Source organism: Nocardia sp. SYP-A9097, from assembly GCF_009649815.1.
GTDB lineage: Bacteria > Actinomycetota > Actinomycetes > Mycobacteriales > Mycobacteriaceae > Nocardia.
In genome coordinates this window covers 125164-142830 of record NZ_WJIC01000003.1, presented here as the reverse complement: position 1 = coordinate 142830, position 17667 = coordinate 125164, and the positions used below count along the sequence as shown (strand labels likewise).

General features: G+C 67.1%; 16 protein-coding genes and 1 pseudogene. 4 read left to right on the top strand and 13 right to left on the bottom strand.

What is annotated here, in order from left to right; genetic code table 11:
• Positions 1 to 63: 63 nt before the first annotated feature.
• From pyrF to pyrR, 7 genes are all read right to left on the bottom strand, one after another.
• Entirely contained in the window at positions 64 to 888 is an 825-nt protein-coding gene (gene pyrF / locus GFY24_RS07925) for an orotidine-5'-phosphate decarboxylase (protein ID WP_153804354.1), read from the bottom strand.
• A gap of 4 nt (positions 889 to 892) precedes the next feature.
• Positions 893 to 4198 carry a carbamoyl-phosphate synthase large subunit gene (carB, locus tag GFY24_RS07920; RefSeq protein WP_153804353.1) on the bottom strand — a complete coding sequence of 1102 codons (3306 nt, stop codon included), beginning with the start codon at positions 4196 to 4198 and terminating at the stop codon, positions 893 to 895.
• Positions 4198 to 5316 (bottom strand): glutamine-hydrolyzing carbamoyl-phosphate synthase small subunit, encoded by a 1119-nt coding sequence (gene carA / locus GFY24_RS07915; RefSeq protein WP_153804352.1) that lies wholly within the window; start codon positions 5314 to 5316, stop codon positions 4198 to 4200. Before carA ends, carB begins: the two co-directional genes overlap by 1 nt.
• Complete coding sequence (locus GFY24_RS07910) at positions 5313 to 5825, bottom strand: transporter (protein WP_153804351.1); 513 nt, start codon at positions 5823 to 5825, stop codon at positions 5313 to 5315. The genes carA and GFY24_RS07910 overlap by 4 nt, the downstream gene beginning before the upstream one ends.
• The gene (locus GFY24_RS07905) at positions 5825 to 7177 is read right to left on the bottom strand and encodes a dihydroorotase (RefSeq protein ID WP_153804350.1); all 1353 of its coding nucleotides are present in this window, start codon (positions 7175 to 7177) and stop codon (positions 5825 to 5827) included. Before GFY24_RS07905 ends, GFY24_RS07910 begins: the two co-directional genes overlap by 1 nt.
• Positions 7178 to 7247: 70 nt before the next feature.
• Positions 7248 to 8213, bottom strand: a complete 966-nt coding sequence (locus GFY24_RS07900) for an aspartate carbamoyltransferase catalytic subunit (protein ID WP_309230599.1) — start codon at positions 8211 to 8213, stop codon at positions 7248 to 7250.
• On the bottom strand, positions 8210 to 8845 hold the full coding sequence (gene pyrR, locus GFY24_RS07895; protein ID WP_153804349.1) for a bifunctional pyr operon transcriptional regulator/uracil phosphoribosyltransferase PyrR: 636 nt from the start codon (positions 8843 to 8845) through the stop codon (positions 8210 to 8212). The genes GFY24_RS07900 and pyrR overlap by 4 nt, the downstream gene beginning before the upstream one ends.
• Before the next feature lie 538 nt (positions 8846 to 9383).
• On the opposite strand from pyrR, the gene GFY24_RS07890 reads away from it, so the two are divergent.
• Positions 9384 to 10256, top strand: coding sequence for an alpha/beta hydrolase (locus GFY24_RS07890; protein WP_309230598.1), 873 nt, complete (start codon positions 9384 to 9386; stop codon positions 10254 to 10256).
• A 3-nt stretch (positions 10257 to 10259) separates the two neighbouring features.
• Here GFY24_RS07890 and GFY24_RS07885 read toward each other — a convergent pair whose 3' ends face one another.
• Entirely contained in the window at positions 10260 to 10859 is a 600-nt protein-coding gene (locus GFY24_RS07885) for a TetR/AcrR family transcriptional regulator (protein WP_153804347.1), read from the bottom strand.
• A gap of 98 nt (positions 10860 to 10957) precedes the next feature.
• On the opposite strand from GFY24_RS07885, the gene GFY24_RS07880 reads away from it, so the two are divergent.
• Positions 10958 to 11404, top strand: a complete 447-nt coding sequence (locus GFY24_RS07880) for a MarR family winged helix-turn-helix transcriptional regulator (RefSeq protein WP_153804346.1) — start codon at positions 10958 to 10960, stop codon at positions 11402 to 11404.
• A pseudogene (locus GFY24_RS07875) lies at positions 11308 to 12624 on the top strand (MFS transporter); the annotation flags it as partial. The gene GFY24_RS07880 and the pseudogene GFY24_RS07875, both read left to right, overlap by 97 nt.
• Positions 12625 to 12804: 180 nt before the next feature.
• On the opposite strand, the gene GFY24_RS07870 reads toward GFY24_RS07875, so the two are convergent.
• The 4 genes from GFY24_RS07870 to GFY24_RS07855 all read right to left on the bottom strand — a co-directional run bounded on the left by GFY24_RS07870 (position 12805) and on the right by GFY24_RS07855 (position 15598).
• Positions 12805 to 13662, bottom strand: a complete 858-nt coding sequence (locus GFY24_RS07870) for a metal-dependent hydrolase (RefSeq protein ID WP_153804345.1) — start codon at positions 13660 to 13662, stop codon at positions 12805 to 12807.
• Complete coding sequence (locus tag GFY24_RS07865; RefSeq protein WP_228566094.1) at positions 13643 to 14008, bottom strand: TetR/AcrR family transcriptional regulator; 366 nt, start codon at positions 14006 to 14008, stop codon at positions 13643 to 13645. Before GFY24_RS07865 ends, GFY24_RS07870 begins: the two co-directional genes overlap by 20 nt.
• A gap of 19 nt (positions 14009 to 14027) precedes the next feature.
• Positions 14028 to 14711: a GNAT family protein gene (locus tag GFY24_RS07860; RefSeq protein WP_309230597.1), complete on the bottom strand. Its 684-nt coding sequence runs from the start codon at positions 14709 to 14711 to the stop codon at positions 14028 to 14030.
• A 71-nt stretch (positions 14712 to 14782) separates the two neighbouring features.
• Complete coding sequence (locus GFY24_RS07855; protein ID WP_153804343.1) at positions 14783 to 15598, bottom strand: SDR family oxidoreductase; 816 nt, start codon at positions 15596 to 15598, stop codon at positions 14783 to 14785.
• Positions 15599 to 15740: 142 nt separating this feature from the next.
• On the opposite strand from GFY24_RS07855, the gene GFY24_RS07850 reads away from it, so the two are divergent.
• Positions 15741 to 16367, top strand: coding sequence for an alpha-ketoglutarate-dependent dioxygenase AlkB (locus GFY24_RS07850; protein WP_153804342.1), 627 nt, complete (start codon positions 15741 to 15743; stop codon positions 16365 to 16367).
• Between the two features lie 12 nt (positions 16368 to 16379).
• On the opposite strand, the gene GFY24_RS07845 is transcribed toward GFY24_RS07850, so the two are convergent.
• On the bottom strand, positions 16380 to 17645 hold the full coding sequence (locus GFY24_RS07845) for an FAD-dependent oxidoreductase (RefSeq protein WP_309230596.1): 1266 nt from the start codon (positions 17643 to 17645) through the stop codon (positions 16380 to 16382).
• Positions 17646 to 17667 lie beyond the last annotated feature (22 nt).

Below are 17667 nucleotides of genomic sequence, written 5' to 3'. Positions count from 1 at the left end.
CTGTACCGAACGGCCCGTTGCGAGATTTCGCAACGGGCCGTTCGGGATTCGATCAGGTGGGAATCAGTGCTGCAGGAAGGCGAACTCCTCGGCCAGTTCGGCTACCCGGTCCTGGAGAGCTTCCACCGACGGGCCGGACTTGAGGACCTCTCGGGAGACGTTCGGCAGGACTGCGCCGAGATCGGTTGCGGGGACGAGGTTGCGGATGGACTCCGCTCCCCCGCCCTGTGCGCCTACACCCGGCATGAGGATGGGGCCGTTCAGGGCGCTCAGGTCGGGAGCTTCGGTGAGGGTCGCGCCGATGACGACGCCGACGGAACCGAATTCGGTGCCCGCGTTCGCGGCGGCCGCATCATCGACCATGCGCTGGGCGATGGTGCGGCCGTCCGGGCCGGTAATGCGTTGCAGCTCGGCCGCTTCCGGGTTCGAGGTGGCCGCCAGGACGAATACGCCACGGTCATTGGCGCGCGCCAGCTCCAGAGCCGGTGCGAGAGCACCGAATCCGAGGTAGGGCGAGACCGTGACCGCATCGCTTGCCAGGGGGCCGTCGCCGAGCCAGGCGTGCGCGTAGGCGTCCATGGTGGAGCCGATATCGCCGCGTTTGGCATCGGCGAGCACCAGGGTGCCCGCTTCGCGCAGGGCGCCGATGGTCTCCTCCAGCACCATGATTCCGGCGGAACCGTAGGTTTCGAAGAACGCCACCTGCGGTTTGACCAGGGCCACCCGACCGGCGAACGCCTCGACGCAGGCGTTGGCGAATTTCGCAAGGCCGACGGTGTCCTCGGGCAGGCCCCACGCCCGCAGCAGCGGCGGGTGTGGGTCGATACCTACACAGACGGGTCCGTGCTCGCTCATCGCATCGCGCAGTCGCACACCGAAACTCGTCATGGTGTCAGCCTCGCAGGGTCGCGTGGAGTTCCTGCAGGGACCGCACGCCGATGCCGCCGTTGATGGTGGCCTCGATGCCCTGCACGGCCGCGGCCGCACCCTGCACCGTGGTGATGCACGGGATATTCGCGCTCACCGCGGCGGTGCGGATCTCGTAACCGTCCACGCGGGGACCGTTATTGCCGTACGGAGTGTTGAAGACGATATCGACTTCGCCGTCCTTGATCATGTCCACGATGCTGGGCTGATCGTTGGCCTCCTCGGAGTGCTTGCGCACCTGCTCGCACGGGATTCCGTTGCGGCGCAGCATTTCCGCGGTGCCCTCGGTGGCCAGGATGCGGAAGCCGAGGTCGTGCAGGCGCTTGACCGGGAAGACCATGGCGCGCTTGTCGCGGTTGGCGATCGAGACGAAGGCGGAGCCCTCGGTCGGCAGCGAACCGTAGGAAGCGGTCTGGGACTTGGCGAACGCGGTGCCGAAGTCGGCGTCGATGCCCATGACCTCACCGGTGGACTTCATCTCCGGCGAGAGCAGCGAATCGATACCGCTGCCGTCGGGCCGCTTGAAGCGGTGGAACGGCAGTACGGCTTCCTTCACCGCGACCGGGGCGTCCATCGGGGTGTGCCCGCCGTCGCCCTCGGCCGGGAGCAGGCCCTCCTTGCGGAGTTCGGCGATGGTGGCGCCCAACGCGATTCGCGCCGCGGCCTTGGCCAGGGGCACCGCGGTGGCCTTGGAGACGAACGGCACGGTGCGGCTGGCGCGCGGGTTGGCCTCGAGGACGTAGAGCACATCGTCCTTGAGCGCGTACTGCACGTTCAGCAGGCCCTTGACGCCGATACCGTGCGCGAGCGCGACGGTGGAGCGGCGCACGGCCTCGATATCGCTGCGGCCCAGGGTGATCGGGGGCAGGGCGCACGCGGAGTCACCGGAGTGGATACCGGCCTCCTCGATGTGCTCCATGACCCCGCCCAGGTACACTTCGTCGCCGTCGCACAGGGCGTCGACGTCGATCTCGATGGCGTCTTCCAGGAACCGGTCGATGAGCACCGGGCGGTTCGGGGAGATATCGGTGGCGCGGGAAATGTAGCCCTCGAGGGTGGCCTCGTCGTAGACGATCTCCATACCGCGACCACCGAGCACGTAGGAAGGACGCACCAGGACCGGGTAGCCGATCTCGGCGGCGATCTTCTTCGCCTGCGGGAAGGTGGTGGCGGTGCCGTACTTCGGTGCCGGAAGGCCCGCTGCCACAAGGACATCGCCGAATTCGGCGCGGTCCTCGGCGAGGTCGATGGCGGCGGCGGAGGTGCCGACCACGGGAACGCCCGCGTCCGTGAGCTTTTGGGCCAGACCCAGCGGGGTCTGGCCGCCGAGCTGGCAGATAACGCCTGCGACGGTGCCGGATTCGGTTTCCGCGTGGTAGACCTCGAGGACGTCCTCGAAGGTCAGCGGCTCGAAGTAGAGGCGGTCGGCGGTGTCGTAGTCGGTGGAGACGGTTTCGGGGTTGCAGTTGACCATGACGGTCTCGTAGCCGGCTTCCGAAAGCGTCAGCGCCGCATGCACACACGAGTAGTCGAACTCGATGCCCTGGCCGATGCGGTTCGGGCCCGAACCCAGGATCAGGACCTTCTCGCGCTCCTTCTGCGGCGCGACCTCGGACTCCGCGGCGGGATCGAGCTCGTAGGCCGAGTAGTGGTACGGGGTCTTGGCCTCGAACTCGGCGGCGCAGGTGTCGACGGTCTTGAACACCGGGCGAATCTGCAGGCGGTGCCGCAGTGCGCGCACACCGTCCTCACCCGCGAGTTCCGGTCGCAGAGCGGCGATCTGGCGATCGGAGAGGCCGTAGTGCTTGGCGGTGCGCAGTAGCGGCTCGTCCAGTACGGCGGCGTCCAGGATCTCCTGACGCAGCTCCACCAGGGCGGCGACCTCAGCGACGAACCAGGGGTCGATGCCGGACGCCTTGGCGGTGTCCTCGATGCTCGCGCCCAGGCGCAGCGCCCGCTCGACCTGGTAGATGCGGCCCTCGGTGGGGGTGCGCAGGTCTTCCAGGATGGCCTCGACGTCGGTCCACTCGCCGTCGGGCTGGGTCCAGAAGCCGGTGGCCTTGGTCTCGAGCGACCGCAGCACCTTGCCCAGGGCCTCGGAGAAGTTGCGGCCCATGGACATTGCCTCACCGACCGACTTCATGGTGGTGGTCAGCGTCGGGTCGGCGCCCGGGAACTTCTCGAACGCGAAGCGCGGCGCCTTGACCACAACGTAGTCGAGGGTCGGCTCGAAGCAGGCCGGGGTTTCCTTGGTGATGTCGTTGACGATCTCATCCAGGGTGTAGCCGATGGCCAGCTTGGCGGCGATCTTGGCGATCGGGAATCCCGTTGCCTTGGAAGCCAATGCGGACGAACGCGAGACGCGCGGGTTCATCTCGATGACGATGAGACGACCGTCGGCCGGATCCACCGCGAACTGGATATTGCAGCCGCCGGTGTCGACGCCGACCTCGCGCAGGATGGCGATGCCGAGATCGCGCATCTTCTGGTATTCGCGGTCGGTGAGGGTCATGGCCGGGGCGACGGTGACCGAGTCACCGGTGTGCACGCCCATCGGGTCGACATTCTCGATCGAGCAGACGATGACCACATTGTCATTGCGGTCGCGCATGAGCTCGAGCTCGAATTCCTTCCAGCCCAGGATGGATTCCTCGATGAGCACGTTCGCGGTCGGCGAGGCCGCGAGGCCGCCACCGGCGATGCGATCGAGGTCGTCATCGTTGTAGGCCATACCGGAGCCGAGGCCGCCCATGGTGAAGGACGGGCGCACGACCACCGGGAAGCCCAGTTCCCCAACGGTTTCGCGAACCTGGTCCATGGTGTAGCAGACCTTGGAGCGGGCGCTCTCGCCGCCGACCTTGGCGACGATGTCCTTGAACTTCTGCCGGTCCTCGCCGCGCTGGATGGCTTCGAAGTCCGCGCCGATGAGCTCGACGTTGTACTTCTCCAGAATGCCGTTGTCGTGCAGGTCGACCGCGCAGTTCAGCGCGGTCTGACCGCCCAGGGTCGCCAGGATCGCGTCGGGGCGCTCCTTGGCGATGACCTTCTCGACGTATTCCCAGGTGATCGGTTCGACATAGGTGGCGTCGGCGAACTCCGGGTCGGTCATGATGGTCGCCGGGTTGGAGTTGACCAGCGACACGCGCAGGCCCTCCGACCGCAGGACGCGACACGCCTGGGTTCCCGAGTAGTCGAACTCACAAGCCTGGCCGATGACGATCGGGCCCGAGCCGATCACCAGGATGTGATTGAGGTCGGTACGGCGTGGCATCAGGCACCTTCCATCAGGCTGGCGAAGCGATCGAACAGGTAGGCGGCGTCGTGCGGTCCGGCGGCGGCCTCGGGGTGGTACTGCACCGAGAAGGCGCGGCCGGAGACCAGCTGAACGCCTTCGACGACACCGTCATTGGCGCAGATGTGGCTGACTTCGGCTTTGCCGAACGGAGTGTCGAAGACCTCGCCGCGCTCGCCTTCGAGGGCGAAGCCGTGGTTCTGCGCGGTGATCGAGATGCGGCCCGAATGATGTTCGATCACAGGCACATTGATGCCGCGGTGGCCGAACTTCATCTTGTAGGTGTTGCGCCCGAGCGCGCGGCCCAGGATCTGGTTGCCGAAGCAGATGCCGAACAGCGGCAGATTCTCCTGCAGCACAGCCTGGGTCAGCGCGACCGCGCCGTCGGCGGTGGCCGGGTCGCCGGGACCGTTGGACAGGAACACCCCGTTCGGGTTCAGCTCCTTGATCTGGTCCAGGGTCACGTTCGAGGGCACCACGTGCACCCGCATGCCGCGCTGGGCGAACATGCGCGGGGTGTTGGACTTGATGCCGAGATCGACTGCGACCACGGTGAAGCGGTGCTCGCCCTCGGGCTCGATGGTGTACATCTCGTCGGTCGAGACCTCACCGGCCAGGTCCGCACCCAGCATGGAGGGCTGGCCGTTGACCCGCGCCACGAGCTCCTCGTAGTCGGCCAGGGCCGCACCGGAGAAGACGCCCGCCTTCATGGAGCCGCGAGTGCGCAAGTGCCGCACCAGGGCTCGGGTGTCGATACCCGCGATGCCGACGATGTTCTGGTTCTCCAGCTCGTCCTGCAGGGTGCGCTTGGAACGCCAGTTGGAGGCGCGGCGCGAGGGGTCGCGCACGGCGTAACCGGCGACCCAGATCTTGCCGGACTCGTCGTCCTCGTCATTCCAGCCGGTATTGCCGATCTGCGGGGCCGTAGCCACCACGATCTGCCGGTCGTAGCTGGGGTCGGTGAGGGTCTCCTGGTACCCGGTCATCGCGGTGCAGAAGACCGCCTCACCCAAAGTCTCTCCGACAGCGCCGAAGGTCGTCCCGCGGAATACGCGACCGTCTTCGAGCACCATCACTGCGGTATTGCCGCTGCTCATGCCTCGTCTCCCGTCTTCGTCGTCTGTGTCGTCTGTGTCCCGGTCCAGGCCGGATACACCGTCTTGTCGTCTCCCCGGAATCCGGTATCCACCTCGGTTCCGGTCGGCAGCTTCCAGCGAATCACCAGCACACCGCCTTCCGTCATCACCTTGCCCGCATGCCCGCGCTCGGTGCGCACCGCGGTAATGGACTCCTGCGGAATCCAGACCGTGCCGGCGCCATCGCGTTCGAGCAGAATTCCGCGTTCGAATCGAGTCATCTCCGCTGTGGCCCGGAAGCCCAAGTCACCCACCGTGATTCGCTGAATCCAGCTGGGCGCGAGGGTGCTGCCGAGATACATGCCCGTGGTCGGCTCCAGTAGCTGGGCACCGCAGTCGGCCGGAACGAGCGGCAGTTCACCGATCGACGCGGCCTGCTTCTTCGCTCTGCCGGTCCAGGCCCGATACATGCCCCAGACGCACAGTGCGAACAGTGCGAGCAGCACGACCACCGTCAGTGTTCGCTCCATTACGGACCTCCTCGGTTCCCCACCCGCCGGTCTCCACCGGCGAAGACCTCATCGCCACCGCGCGGGGCGGCGGCCACTCCGTCGCGCGAGGTGATCCGGCCGCGCAGGAAGGTGGCGGTCACCTTCGCGGGCAGGGTCATCTCGTCGAACGGGGTGTTGTGGGCGATGCTGGCGAGTTCCTTCGCGCGCACCGTCCACTCGGTGTTCGGATCGATCAGTGCCAGGTTGGCCGGTTCGCCGACGGCGAGCGGGCGGCCCTGATCGTCCAGGCCCACAATGCGGGCCGGGTTCTCACTCATGACGCGGGCGACGCCGCGCCAGTCGAGCAGACCGGGCTGCACCATGGTCTGCACGATGATCGAGAGCGCGGTCTCCAGACCGAGCATGCCGGGGCGAGCGGCCGCGAATTCGCAGCACTTGTCCTGTTCGGCGTGCGGGGCGTGATCGGTTGCGACACAGTCGATGACACCATCGGCCAGGGCCTGACGCAGCGCGGTCACATCGGAGGATTCGCGCAGCGGCGGGTTGACCCGGTTCACCGCGTCGTAGGTCTCCAGGCGCGAGTCATCCAGGAGCAGGTGGTGCGGGGTGACCTCGGCGGTGATCGAAATGCCCTGGGACTTGGCCCATTTCAGCAGTTCGACGGTGCCTTCGGTGGAGGCGTGGCAGATGTGTACGCGCGCACCGGCATCGCGGGCCAGCAGGGCGTCGCGGGCCACGATGGATTCCTCCGCGGCGCGCGGCCAACCGGCCAGGCCCAGGCGGGCGGCGTTCGGACCCTCGTGTGCCACAGCGCCCTTGGTGAGCCGGGGCTCCTCCGCGTGCTGGGCGATGAGGACGCCGAGCGAGTTCGCGTACTCCAGTGCGCGACGCATGATCAGCGGGTCGTAGACGCAGTGGCCGTCGTCGGAGAACATGCGCACCCCGGCGACTCCGGCTGCCATGGTGCCCATTTCGGCGAGCTGCTTACCCTCGAGGCCCACGGTGACCGCGCCGACCGGGTGCACGTCGACCAGGCCGACCTGCTGTCCGCGCCGCCACACATGGTCGGTGATGACCTGCGAGTCGGCGACCGGGCTGGTGTTCGCCATGGCGAAGACCGCCGTGTAGCCGCCCAGAGCTGCTGCGGCGGAACCGGTTTCGATGGTTTCGGTGTCCTCACGACCGGGCTCACGCAGGTGCGTGTGCAGGTCGATGAAGCCCGGCAGCAGGAATTGCCCGGTGCCATCGACGATTTCGGCGTCATCGGCGTTCAGGCCCGCACCTATCTCGCGGATTTCACCGTCGGCCAGCAGGACGTCGACCGGGTCGCCTTCGCCATACAGACGGACGTTCTTGATCAGGATGCTCATGCTGTCTCCTCTCGGCGCGACCGGGAGCCTTCCGTGGTTACGCAGGCTGCCTCCTCCAGGCCCTGACCGTTCACGCCACCACCTCGTCGGTTCCGACCAGCAGGCGGAAGAGCACCGCCATGCGCATATGGACTCCGTTGTTGACCTGTTGCAGCACAGCCGCTTTGGGGGAATCGGCGACGGCCGACGCGATTTCCATGCCGCGCAGCATGGGGCCCGGATGCAGGACCACGGCGTGCTCGTCGAGCATGCCCATGCGGCGCTCGCTCAGGCCGTAGTTGATCGAGTACTCGCGCGCCGACGGGAAGAAGCCGCCGTTCATGCGCTCGGCCTGCACGCGCAGCATCATGACCGCGTCCGCGCCGGGAAGCTCGGCATCGAGGGAGTGCGAGACGCGCACCGGCCACTGCTGCACGCCCACCGGGAGCAGGGTCTGCGGGGCGACCAGGACCACCTCGGCACCGAGTGTGCTGAGCAGGAAGGCATTCGAGCGGGCGACCCGGCTGTGCAGGATGTCGCCGACCAGTACAACGCGCTTGCCCTCGAGGTCACCGAGGCGCTGGCGCAGGGTCAGCGCGTCCAGCAGAGCCTGGGTGGGATGTTCATGAGTGCCGTCACCGGCATTGATGATGGCCGGGCCGGGTCCGACGAAACCGCCGCTCTGCTCCTGGATCTGGGAGAACCAGCGCGCGATCTGATGCGCCGCACCGGAGGCCGGATGCCGCACGATGAGCGCATCCGCGCCCGCCGCGTGCAGGGTCAGCGCGGTATCGCGCAGCGATTCACCCTTGGAGACCGAGGAACTGGAGGCGCTGACATTGATCACGTCGGCGCTCATCCACTTGCCCGCGACCTCGAAGGAAACCCTTGTGCGCGTGGAGTTCTCGAAGAACACCGTCATCACAGTGCGCCCGCGCAGCGTCGGCAGCTTCTTGACCTCGCGGCCGAGCAGGGCCTGTTCGAACCGCTCGGCGTCATCGAGGAGTTCGGTGGCGGCGCCGCGGTCCAGATCGGTCACCGACAGCAGATGCTTCACTTGTCACCCTCCTGTCGCAGGTACACACCGTCGCGGCCGTCGTGCTCGCGCAGCAGCACCGAGATGTCCTCGCTGCGGGAGGTGGGCACGTTCTTGCCGACATAGTCGGCGCGGATGGGCAGTTCGCGATGGCCGCGGTCGATGAGTACGGCCAGCTGGACCGCGCGCGGGCGGCCCAGATCGCGCAGCCCGTCCAGGGCCGAGCGCACGGTGCGTCCGGAGAACAGGACGTCGTCGACCAGCACCACCAGCACGTCTTCGATGCCGCCCTCGGGCACCGAGGTGCGCTCGAGCGGGCGGTGCGGACGGCTGCGCAGGTCGTCGCGGTAGAGGGTGATGTCGAGGGAGCCGACGGCGGGTCGCACGCCGGAGAACTCTTCGATGCGGTTCGCCAGTCGAGTGGCGAGAGTCGTTCCGCGCGTGGGGATTCCGATCAGCACCACGCGGGGGCCGTTCGGATCGCCGGAGTCCAGAGCGGTCTTCTCGATGATCTGATGCGCCATGCGCGCAATGGTCCGGCCGACGTCCGAGTCCGAGAGCAGTTCTCGTCCGGCGTCCACCTGTGCGGGATCGTGCCGCTGCGAGTATTCGGCAGCGCTCGACTTGGCCGCCCGATCTTCGGGCACAGCCATGCCGACCTCCTTCCCCGCCTCACCGGACGGTCCGTTAAAGGATGTCTTTTCGGGTTGCGAGCCTAGCAGCGCCGGTGACCCCGGCCGTCACCGCACCCCTGTGGCAACCGGCGGGTCGGGGCAGGTCGGCGAGTTGCGCACGACACACCTGCGGAACAGGCGGCGGTTCACCGCGATCACCGGGCGCAAGCCTCGCACCAGCGGGTTTCCGGGACCGACCCGCGCAACGCGGACGCGACTCGGGCAACTCTGTAGCTATGATCCGAACCGATTGGTATGCACGGGGTTCGCGACCACTGCTCGTCGCTGGGAGGAATCTCACACCATGGGCAGGCGGCGAATTCGGGCCATCTCCACGGTAGCGGTAATCGCCGGTCGGCTCATCGACATCGGCACGCACAGAGTCGGTGTTCCCGAGCACCGCAGCACGATTCCGCACCCGGCGGGGGTGCTCGAATGCGCGCCCGTCGGCGCAGCCGAAACCCGCTTGGCGACCGCACTTCATACACCGTAAACCGGTCTGTGCGATGCTCGGAGGGTGAGCAACGAAGCCGACTTCACCGAACCAGCCCGCGTCACCTTCCGCGGCTATGGCGGTATCAACCTCGCCGGAGACTCCTGGGGACCCCAGGACGGACCGCTGGTGGTATTCCTGCACGGCGGCGGACAGACCCGCCACTCCTGGAAAGATTCCGGACTGGCGCTGGCCAAGGCCGGTATGCACGCGGTGCAACTGGACGCGCGCGGACACGGCGACAGCGACTGGGCGCCCGAGGGCGACTACACCCGCGGCGCCATGGTCGAGGACCTGCTGGGCGTGCTCGAGCAGATCGGCAAGCCCGGCTTCGTGGTCGGAGCCAGCATGGGCGGCCTCACCGGACTCATTGCCAGCGCGCACCCGCAGCACGAGCGGATGACCGGTCTGGTGCTGGTCGATGTGGTGCCGCGACCCGAGGTCGCCGGCGTGGAGCGCGTGATCAACTTCCTGGGCAGCAATCCCGAGGGCTTCGCCAGCCTCGAGGAGGCCGCCGATGCCGTGGCCGCCTATCTGCCGCACCGCCGCCGGCCGCGCAATCCCGAAGGGCTGCAACGCAATCTGCGCCAGCGCGAAGACGGGCGCTGGTACTGGCATTGGGATCCGGCCATGCTCGGCGGGCGCGGTGAGCAGATCGATATGCACACCGAGGCGCTGGAAGACGCTGCGCGGCAACTGACCATGCCGGTGCTGCTGGTGCGTGGCGCGCTCTCGGATGTGGTGAGCGAGGAAGGTGTGCGCTCCTTCCAGGCGCTGGTACCGCACGCCGAATACGCCGAGATCGGCGCGGCCGCGCATACCGCCGCCAGTGACGCCAATGACGAATTCACCGATGCCGTGGTCGATTTCGTGCGCGCCCACGTGAATATGGAGTGAGGGCTACTCCCCCAGCATCCGATCGAGCAGGTGGCGGGTCAACTCGATCACCTGCTCGCGGGTGTGACTGCCGATCAGCACACCCTGGGTGATGCTGCCGATGGCGAAAACGATCAGCTGGGCGTCCATATTGGCATTGTCGAATGCCTTGCCCGGCTGCCGATTTCGCCGCAATTGCGTGGTGAACAGATTCACCAGATACAGCGGTGCGCCGTGGGTGTCCTCCGGCTTGATGACATCGGACCCGCTCAGCGCCGCGGCGTGAAAGGCCGCGAGCACCAGGCTGTCCTGATGGCTGGCGTCATCGAGCGGCAGTAGGGCGAGCGCGACGGCCTCGATCACTTCCCGGGGTGAGGCGTCCTCCCCCAGCGTGCCCACCCGCGCGGCGAACCGGCCCCCCGAATCCACCACCACGGCCAGGTGGGTGGCGAGCAGCAGTTCCCGCTTGGCCCCGAAGTAGTACTGGATCAGGCGCACCGAGATCCCCGCCGCGGCGGCTACCGATTGGAAGGTCGCGGCCTCCAGCCCTCCGGCGGCGATAACGCTCCGAGCAGCCGTGGTGATCTCGCGACGGCGCTGCTCGTGATCGACCAAACGTGGCATGGGAAGCGATGGTACGCCCATACCATGGCACGAATTACACAATGCGGATTGAACAATCTGAATTGAACAATCTTGGTTGTCGATCTACCGTGGGTGACATGACCGATTCGACCGGGACCATCTCCGAGACCGCCGCGCAGGCAGCCCGCGATCTGCGCATTCTGGTCGGGCGATTGCGCAGAAGGTTTCTGGAACAGTCGGACAGTCGCGAGCTCACGCCCACCCAACAGTCGGTACTCAGCCGATTGAGCAAGGGCGACAGTTCGGCCAGCGATCTCGCCGCGGCCGAGCGGGTCCGGCCGCAGGGGGTCGCGGTGACGCTCGGCATTCTCGAGGAGCGCGGGCTCATCGAGCGGCGACCCGATCCGGCGGACCGGCGACGGCAACTGGTCTCGCTGAGCGAAGAGGGCCGAGAGTTCCATGAGGGCCGACGGCGCGCTGGCGATGAATGGCTCGCCGCCGTCATGCAGGAGAGATTCACCGAGGGAGAGCGTCAGACCGTGCTCGACGCCCTGAGACTGCTGGAAAGACTTGGGCAGCAATGACTTCGGTTCTCGCCCGACGCCGGGCGGCGGCCGGGGACGGGTTCGATCGGTCCCTGCTGACACCGATGCTGCTCGGCACGATCCTCAATCCGATCAACTCCTCGATCATCGCGGTCTCGCTGGTGCCGATCGGAGTGGCGTTCGGCGCGCCCGCCGCGGAGACCGCCTGGCTGGTGTCGGCGCTGTATCTCGCGACCGCGATCGGGCAGCCGGTGGTCGGGCGACTGATCGATCTGTACGGGCCGCGACGGCTGTTCCTGGCGGGGGCCGCGCTCACCGGAATCGCCGGGGTGCTCGGGGTTTTCGCGCCCGCGCTGTGGGTGCTGGTGCTCGCCCGGATCGTGCTCGGATTCGGGACCTGCGCGGGCTATCCCGCATCGATGTACCTGATTCACAGTGAGGCCCGGCGCACCGGCAAGGACAGTCCGGCCGCGCTGTTGACCGCCTTGGCGGTGGCGGCGCAGACCATCGTGGTGATCGGTCCACCCCTGGGCGGGTTGCTCATTCACCTCGGAGGCTGGCGTGCGACCTTCGCCATCAATATTCCGCTGGGCATCGCCGCGCTGATCGCGGGGCTGCTGTGGATGCCGAAAACCGCCGCGCCCCAGCGCGACAGGTCGACCGGTATCGACACCCCGGGTATCGCCCTGTTCGCCGCGCTACTGCTGTCCACGCTGCTGTTCCTGATGAATCCGCAAGCGGCACATTGGTATCTGCCCGTACTCGCCATCGCGGCCGCTACCGGGCTGGTGATTCGCGAACTCCGCACGCCCACACCGTTTCTCGACGTGCTGGTATTGGGCGGCAATATCCCGCTGCTGGCCACCTATGCCCGAGTCATGTTGACCAGCATGGTGGCGTATTGCTTCCTCTACGGCTTCACCCAGTGGCTGGAGGCAGGGCGCGGATTAACCGCCGCCGCAGCCGGTCTCGTCCTGCTGCCACTGTCCCTCACCGGAATCGCCGTCTCCGCCGCGATCGGCCGCCGCGCCGTCATCCGCGGCAAGCTCGTCGTCGGAGCGACAGCCCAAATCCTCGGCTGCGCAATGCTTTTCCTCATGCCTGGCCATGCCGCCATCTGGCTGCTCATCGCCGCGGCCTGCGTCATGGGCATCCCGCAGGGCCTCAACAGCCTGGCCAACCAGAATGCCGTCTACTACCAGGCGGACCCGTCCCGCATCAGCTCCTCGGCGGGCCTGTCCCGCACCTTCACCTACCTCGGTGCGATGGGGGCCGCGGCCGCCGGCGGAGCATTCCTCGGCCCCGGCAGCGGCACGACCGGCCTACATCACCTGGCGGCGTTCATGCTCGCCACATCCGGCCTCTTCCTCGTGCTGACCCTGCCGGACCGGTCGATTCGGCACGTGCGGTCGCCCGTCGAGCGACGGCACGGATTCCGTTCAGCGCAGGTGATCCACGAGAGTGCCCTGATCACCGAACAATTGCGCGGTCCAGTACTCGAGCAGTGCGGTGTTGTCGGTGTCGTCGGGATGGAAGCCGGGCTTGACGTAGTCCCGGAATCGACCGAAGACGCGTGGCGTCAGGAAGGGCGAATGTCGCAGGGCCGCAAGGCTTCGTGCCAGCGTGACCGGGTGGTAGGCGGTGCGGTCTCCGGCAAGCGAGACGGCGGTGTGGGTGATGATGCCGGTGGCGAAGAAGGCCTTCGTGAAGAGCATTGCGATTATGCGCCGACGTTCGGTGCCGCCGACCGCCCGGTAGACGTCGAACGCCACCGCCTTGTGCTCGGATTCCTCGACCGCGTGCCACAGCAGCATCGAGCGCACCTCGGTCGACCCCAGCAGGGCTTGCGCGCGCTCATCGGTGAGCAGGGTTTCCGCGAAAACCGCCGTGTAATGCTCCAGCGCCGCCGTGATGCCGAGGCAGGTGCGCGGTGACAGCACGCGTTCGCAAAGGCCGAGAAAGTGATACGTGGTGCGGTCACCCCACCGGGTGGGATAGCCCATCTGCCACAGGCGTTCGTTCAACTCGTGATGCTCGCGACCGTGCGTGACCTCCTGGCCGATGAATCCGCGCACCCGCGAACGGAGTTCGGGCTCGATCAACTCATCGGCGAAGTGTTGTACGGAGCGAACGAAGAAGTCCTCGCCCTCCGGAAAGGTCGATGACAGATAGGCCATGACGTGGCTCATGACCAGGTCGCCGTCGACGAAGTGCCGCCGCAGCGACCCGGTCGGATAGGCGAATCGGATGCGGCGGACTCGAATTGGCGGTTTGGCGCTAGCGGATGACTGCGTCATGGCTGGCTCTCAATGATCGAATAATGTCTTTGGCGGCGGCGATCGCATACATCGACCACAGCAGTTCAATGGCGGCGTCGACTCGATCCACGGCCGGATCGGGATCGGCCATGACTTCGCGGTACTCCTCGACGCTCCGTTCGACCGAGTGCGCGACCGCGGCGCACAGCAGATCCGATTTCGTCGGGAAGTGATGCAGCACAGCACCGATCGATACCCCGGCCCGATGGGCGACGCCGGTGGTGGTGATCGCGCTGAAACCGGATTCCACCAGAGCGTCGATGGTGGCGTCGAGTACCGAGCGCCGGCTGGCGGCCGCCGTAGTCGAGGTCGATCGGCAAGCCATGGCCGCCATCGGATCGGGGTCAGTCGAGTTCGAGCCGGGATGTCAAGAGGAACTTGGTGTTCGGCCAGTCGTCGACGGTGATGGAGAACAGGACGCTGTCGCGGAGGGTGCCGTCGGCGCGGCGGAATTGGCGGCGGAGGGTGCCTTCGTATTGGGCTCCGAGGCGGGCTATTGCCTGCTGGGAGCGGTGGTTGCGGACATCGGTTTTGAGTTGTACCCGTGCCGCGCCGAGGGTTTCGAAGGCGTGGTCGAGGAGGAGAAGTTTGGCTTCCGGGTTCACCGCGGTGCCCCACACCGAGGGCGTGTAGACGGTGAAGCCGATCTCCAGGCCCGCGTCACGGGGACGGGCTTCCAGGTAGGAGGTGACGCCGAGGATCGCCCCGGCGGGCCGATCGGCGATCGGGCGACGGGAACGTACCGTCCACACATGCCAGTCGGGTTGCGAATTTCGCTCGCGCAGTAAGGCTTCCAGCTCTTCGGGAGCGCTCGGACGCCAGGGCAGATGCGCCCATACCCGGTCGTGGTCGAGGGCTCGGAACAGTTCGGCGGAATCGGCGGCCGGGTCGACGGCGGTCAGTGCAATCGCAGTGCCGGTCAACACGGTGCCGGTCGGTATGGGCCAGGTCATCTCCGGCCAGGGCTCATCGTCGGGGCGGGGGTCCGGCCGGGGCTCGAAGCGCTCCGACTCCGCGATCTGCTGCACATTCGGACTATACGGTTGCGACAGCGCGGCCGGCCGCAGGCAACCCGGCCCGCGGCTTCCGCGTCGCCGGATCAGTCGGTACCGAAGTCGGCGGCGTGGTCGAGGGCCCACCGGGCGAAAGTGGTTGCGGGACTTCCGGTGATATCCGGAACGCTGGTGATCGGCAGTTCCGCGGGCGCTTGGTCGAAGCTCGCGAGAGCGTTGTCCACGTACCATGTCGCGGTCTCACCCATGGTGGGAGTCAGGGCAGCGATGGTGTCCTCACGGGACGAGCGCTCGAAGGTGATGTCACGCCCGAGCGCGGCGGCGATGCGGCTGACTAGTTCGGTGCGAGTGAGAACTTCGGGGCCCGCGAGGGAGTACGCGTGGCCGATATGCGAATCGTCCGACAGGGCGGTGGCGGCGACGGCGGCTATGTCGACCATGGCGATCGGTGCGCTCGCGGCTTCGGGGTGGGGTTCACGGACCGTGCCGGTGGTCCGGATCTGATGGGACCAGGTCAGCGAGTTCTCCATGAAGTCGGCGGGCCACAGGTGGGTCCAGGCCAGGCCGCTTTTCTCGACCGCGCCGGAGACATCGCCCCACCAACTCTCCGGTTCCCCGGACAGGTCCACGACATGCCGGACGCCCCCGGCCCGCGCCAGCGCCAGCACATCGACGACGGAGTCGGAGGCGGGTGCGAGGTACATGCGATCCACCCCGTCGAATACTCCCGACAGGGTTTCCGGTCGTCGCACATTGCCCTCGGCGACCTGCACCGCGGCGGGTAGGGCGGCCTTGCGCGGGTTGTTGGTGAGGGCGCGAATATCGGTGATCCCGCGGGCCAGCAGCTGGTCGACGACCTTGCGGCCGATGTTCGCGGTAGCTCCGGTTACCAGGATGGTCATGTGTGCCTCTCCATGCGAATCGACGAAAGTGCCAGTTTGCCTACGGAATTCGCGCGGCGCATATGTCCTTTTTCCGCTATTCGCACGGTGGCCGGGCGCGGCGCGCTTGAACATCAACTCGATAGAACGTATGTTCGATCTCATGTCGATGCCATTGCAGGGCTCACTGCTCGACGGGTTCGGAGAGCTCGAGGTCGGTGCGCTGGACGGAGTGCGGCGCACGGTATTGAGCGACGGAGCCTGGGTGGATGTACTGCCCGGGTGGCTGACCGGGGCGGATCTGCTGTTCGAACGACTCGTCACCGATGTGCCGTGGCGGGCCGATCGGCGGGCCATGTACGACCGGGTGGTGGATGTGCCTCGCCTGCTGGCCTTCTACGAACAGGGGCAGGCGCTCCCGGATCCGGTGCTGGATCAGGCCCGCGATGCCTTGAGCGCGCACTACCTGCGCGAGCTCGCCGAACCGTTCACCACCGCGGGGCTCTGCTACTACCGCGACGGCAACGACAGTGTCGCCTGGCATGGCGATACCTCCGGCCGCGGAGCCACCCACGACACCATGGTCGCCATTGTGTCCGTCGGCGCGGCGCGCGCACTGCTACTGCGGCCACGCGGCGGAGGTGAGAGCCTGCGGTACGCGCTCGGCCACGGGGACCTCATCGTGATGGGCGGATCATGTCAGCGGACCTGGGAACATGCGATACCCAAGACCCGACGGCCGGTGGGGCCGCGCATCAGTATTCAATTCCGGCCGCGGGGGGTGCGCTGAAACACGCTGGTATCACCCGGATTTGGTGCCCTTCGGCGCGGGTGGCACCGGGCGACGCGCGAATTCCGGGACATGCTCGTTGAAGACGCCGCGCGCCACCAGGAACGGCAGCAGGCTGCGCAGCACGGGGATACGGCGGAATATCCGCAGGACCATCGGGGTGCGATCCGAATTGGACACGTTGACCGCACCCGAAACCGCCGGGCCGATGGCGCGCGCGTGCGCGATGCGCTGCACACCCTGAACCACCGTGGTCGGGATGGACCTTCGGCGCTGCACCCGCGCCAGATCGGACGGGGAGACACCACCCGAAATCAACTTGGGGGCAAGGATTCTCGCCGCCGCGACGGCGTCCTGCACCGCCAGGTTGATGCCCACACCCCCGACCGGTGACATGGCGTGCGCGGCATCGCCGAGACACAGCAGCCCATCGGTGTACCAGCGGTCGAGCCGATCGAGCTTCACATCCAGGAGTTTGACCTCATCCCAACTCCGCACGGCCTCGACGCGATCGAGGAGCCAGGGCGCGGGCCCGGCCATATCGCGCATGATGGCATCGACCGGTTGTTGTTGCCGCACAACCGAATCACTGCCTTTGGCGATCAGAATCGCACACTGCCAGTAGTCGCCGCGATCCAGCATGATGGCGACCCGGCCGGTGGTCAGCACCGGCACCGCCCCAGCGGGATCGGTGTCGTTGCGCGGAATACGCATCCACCACACGTCGAACGGCGTCGGCCAATCCCGCACCCGCAGCCCCGCCGCCGCGCGCAGCGTGGAGGTGCGGCCGTCGCAGGCCACCGTCAGATCGGCTCGAATCTCGCCGGTGGCACCGTCTTTCGCGCGGTAGCGCACCCCGGTGACCCGGCCGTTCTCGCGCAGCAGATCCGTCGCCTCGGTGTTCATCCGCAACCGGAAGGCGGGTTCGGCATCGGCGGCCTGGGCGAGCAGGTCCAGCAGATCCCACTGCGGCACCATGGCGATGTACTTGAACCGCCCGGGAATGTGTTCGAAGGTGGCGATCGGCTGCATACTGCCGCCGATCGGTATGGCGATCGAATTCAACCGCCGCTGCGGCAGTTTCGCGAATTCCTCGCGCAAGCCGAGCTCATCGAGCAGTTCCAGGGTGGTGGGATGCACGGTGTCCCCGCGGAAATCCCGCAGGAAGTCACCGTGCTTCTCCAGCACCATCACATCGATACCGCCGCGCGCCAGCAGCAGCCCCAAAATCATGCCCGCCGGTCCACCACCGGCGACGAGACAGGTCGTAGATTCCACCGCACACCCCTCCCGAGCGATA

Coding starts and splice junctions, on each gene's coding strand:
- pyrF (WP_153804354.1), bottom strand. CDS start 888: ATGACGAGTTTCGGTGTGCGACTGCGCGATGCGATGAGCGAGCACGGA.
- carB (WP_153804353.1), bottom strand. CDS start 4,198: ATGCCACGCCGTACCGACCTCAATCACATCCTGGTGATCGGCTCGGGC.
- carA (WP_153804352.1), bottom strand. CDS start 5,316: ATGAGCAGCGGCAATACCGCAGTGATGGTGCTCGAAGACGGTCGCGTA.
- GFY24_RS07910 (WP_153804351.1), bottom strand. CDS start 5,825: ATGGAGCGAACACTGACGGTGGTCGTGCTGCTCGCACTGTTCGCACTG.
- GFY24_RS07905 (WP_153804350.1), bottom strand. CDS start 7,177: ATGAGCATCCTGATCAAGAACGTCCGTCTGTATGGCGAAGGCGACCCG.
- pyrR (WP_153804349.1), bottom strand. CDS start 8,845: ATGGCTGTGCCCGAAGATCGGGCGGCCAAGTCGAGCGCTGCCGAATAC.
- GFY24_RS07885 (WP_153804347.1), bottom strand. CDS start 10,859: ATGCCACGTTTGGTCGATCACGAGCAGCGCCGTCGCGAGATCACCACG.
- GFY24_RS07880 (WP_153804346.1), top strand. CDS start 10,958: ATGACCGATTCGACCGGGACCATCTCCGAGACCGCCGCGCAGGCAGCC.
- GFY24_RS07870 (WP_153804345.1), bottom strand. CDS start 13,662: ATGACGCAGTCATCCGCTAGCGCCAAACCGCCAATTCGAGTCCGCCGC.
- GFY24_RS07865 (WP_228566094.1), bottom strand. CDS start 14,008: ATGGCTTGCCGATCGACCTCGACTACGGCGGCCGCCAGCCGGCGCTCG.
- GFY24_RS07855 (WP_153804343.1), bottom strand. CDS start 15,598: ATGACCATCCTGGTAACCGGAGCTACCGCGAACATCGGCCGCAAGGTC.
- GFY24_RS07850 (WP_153804342.1), top strand. CDS start 15,741: ATGTCGATGCCATTGCAGGGCTCACTGCTCGACGGGTTCGGAGAGCTC.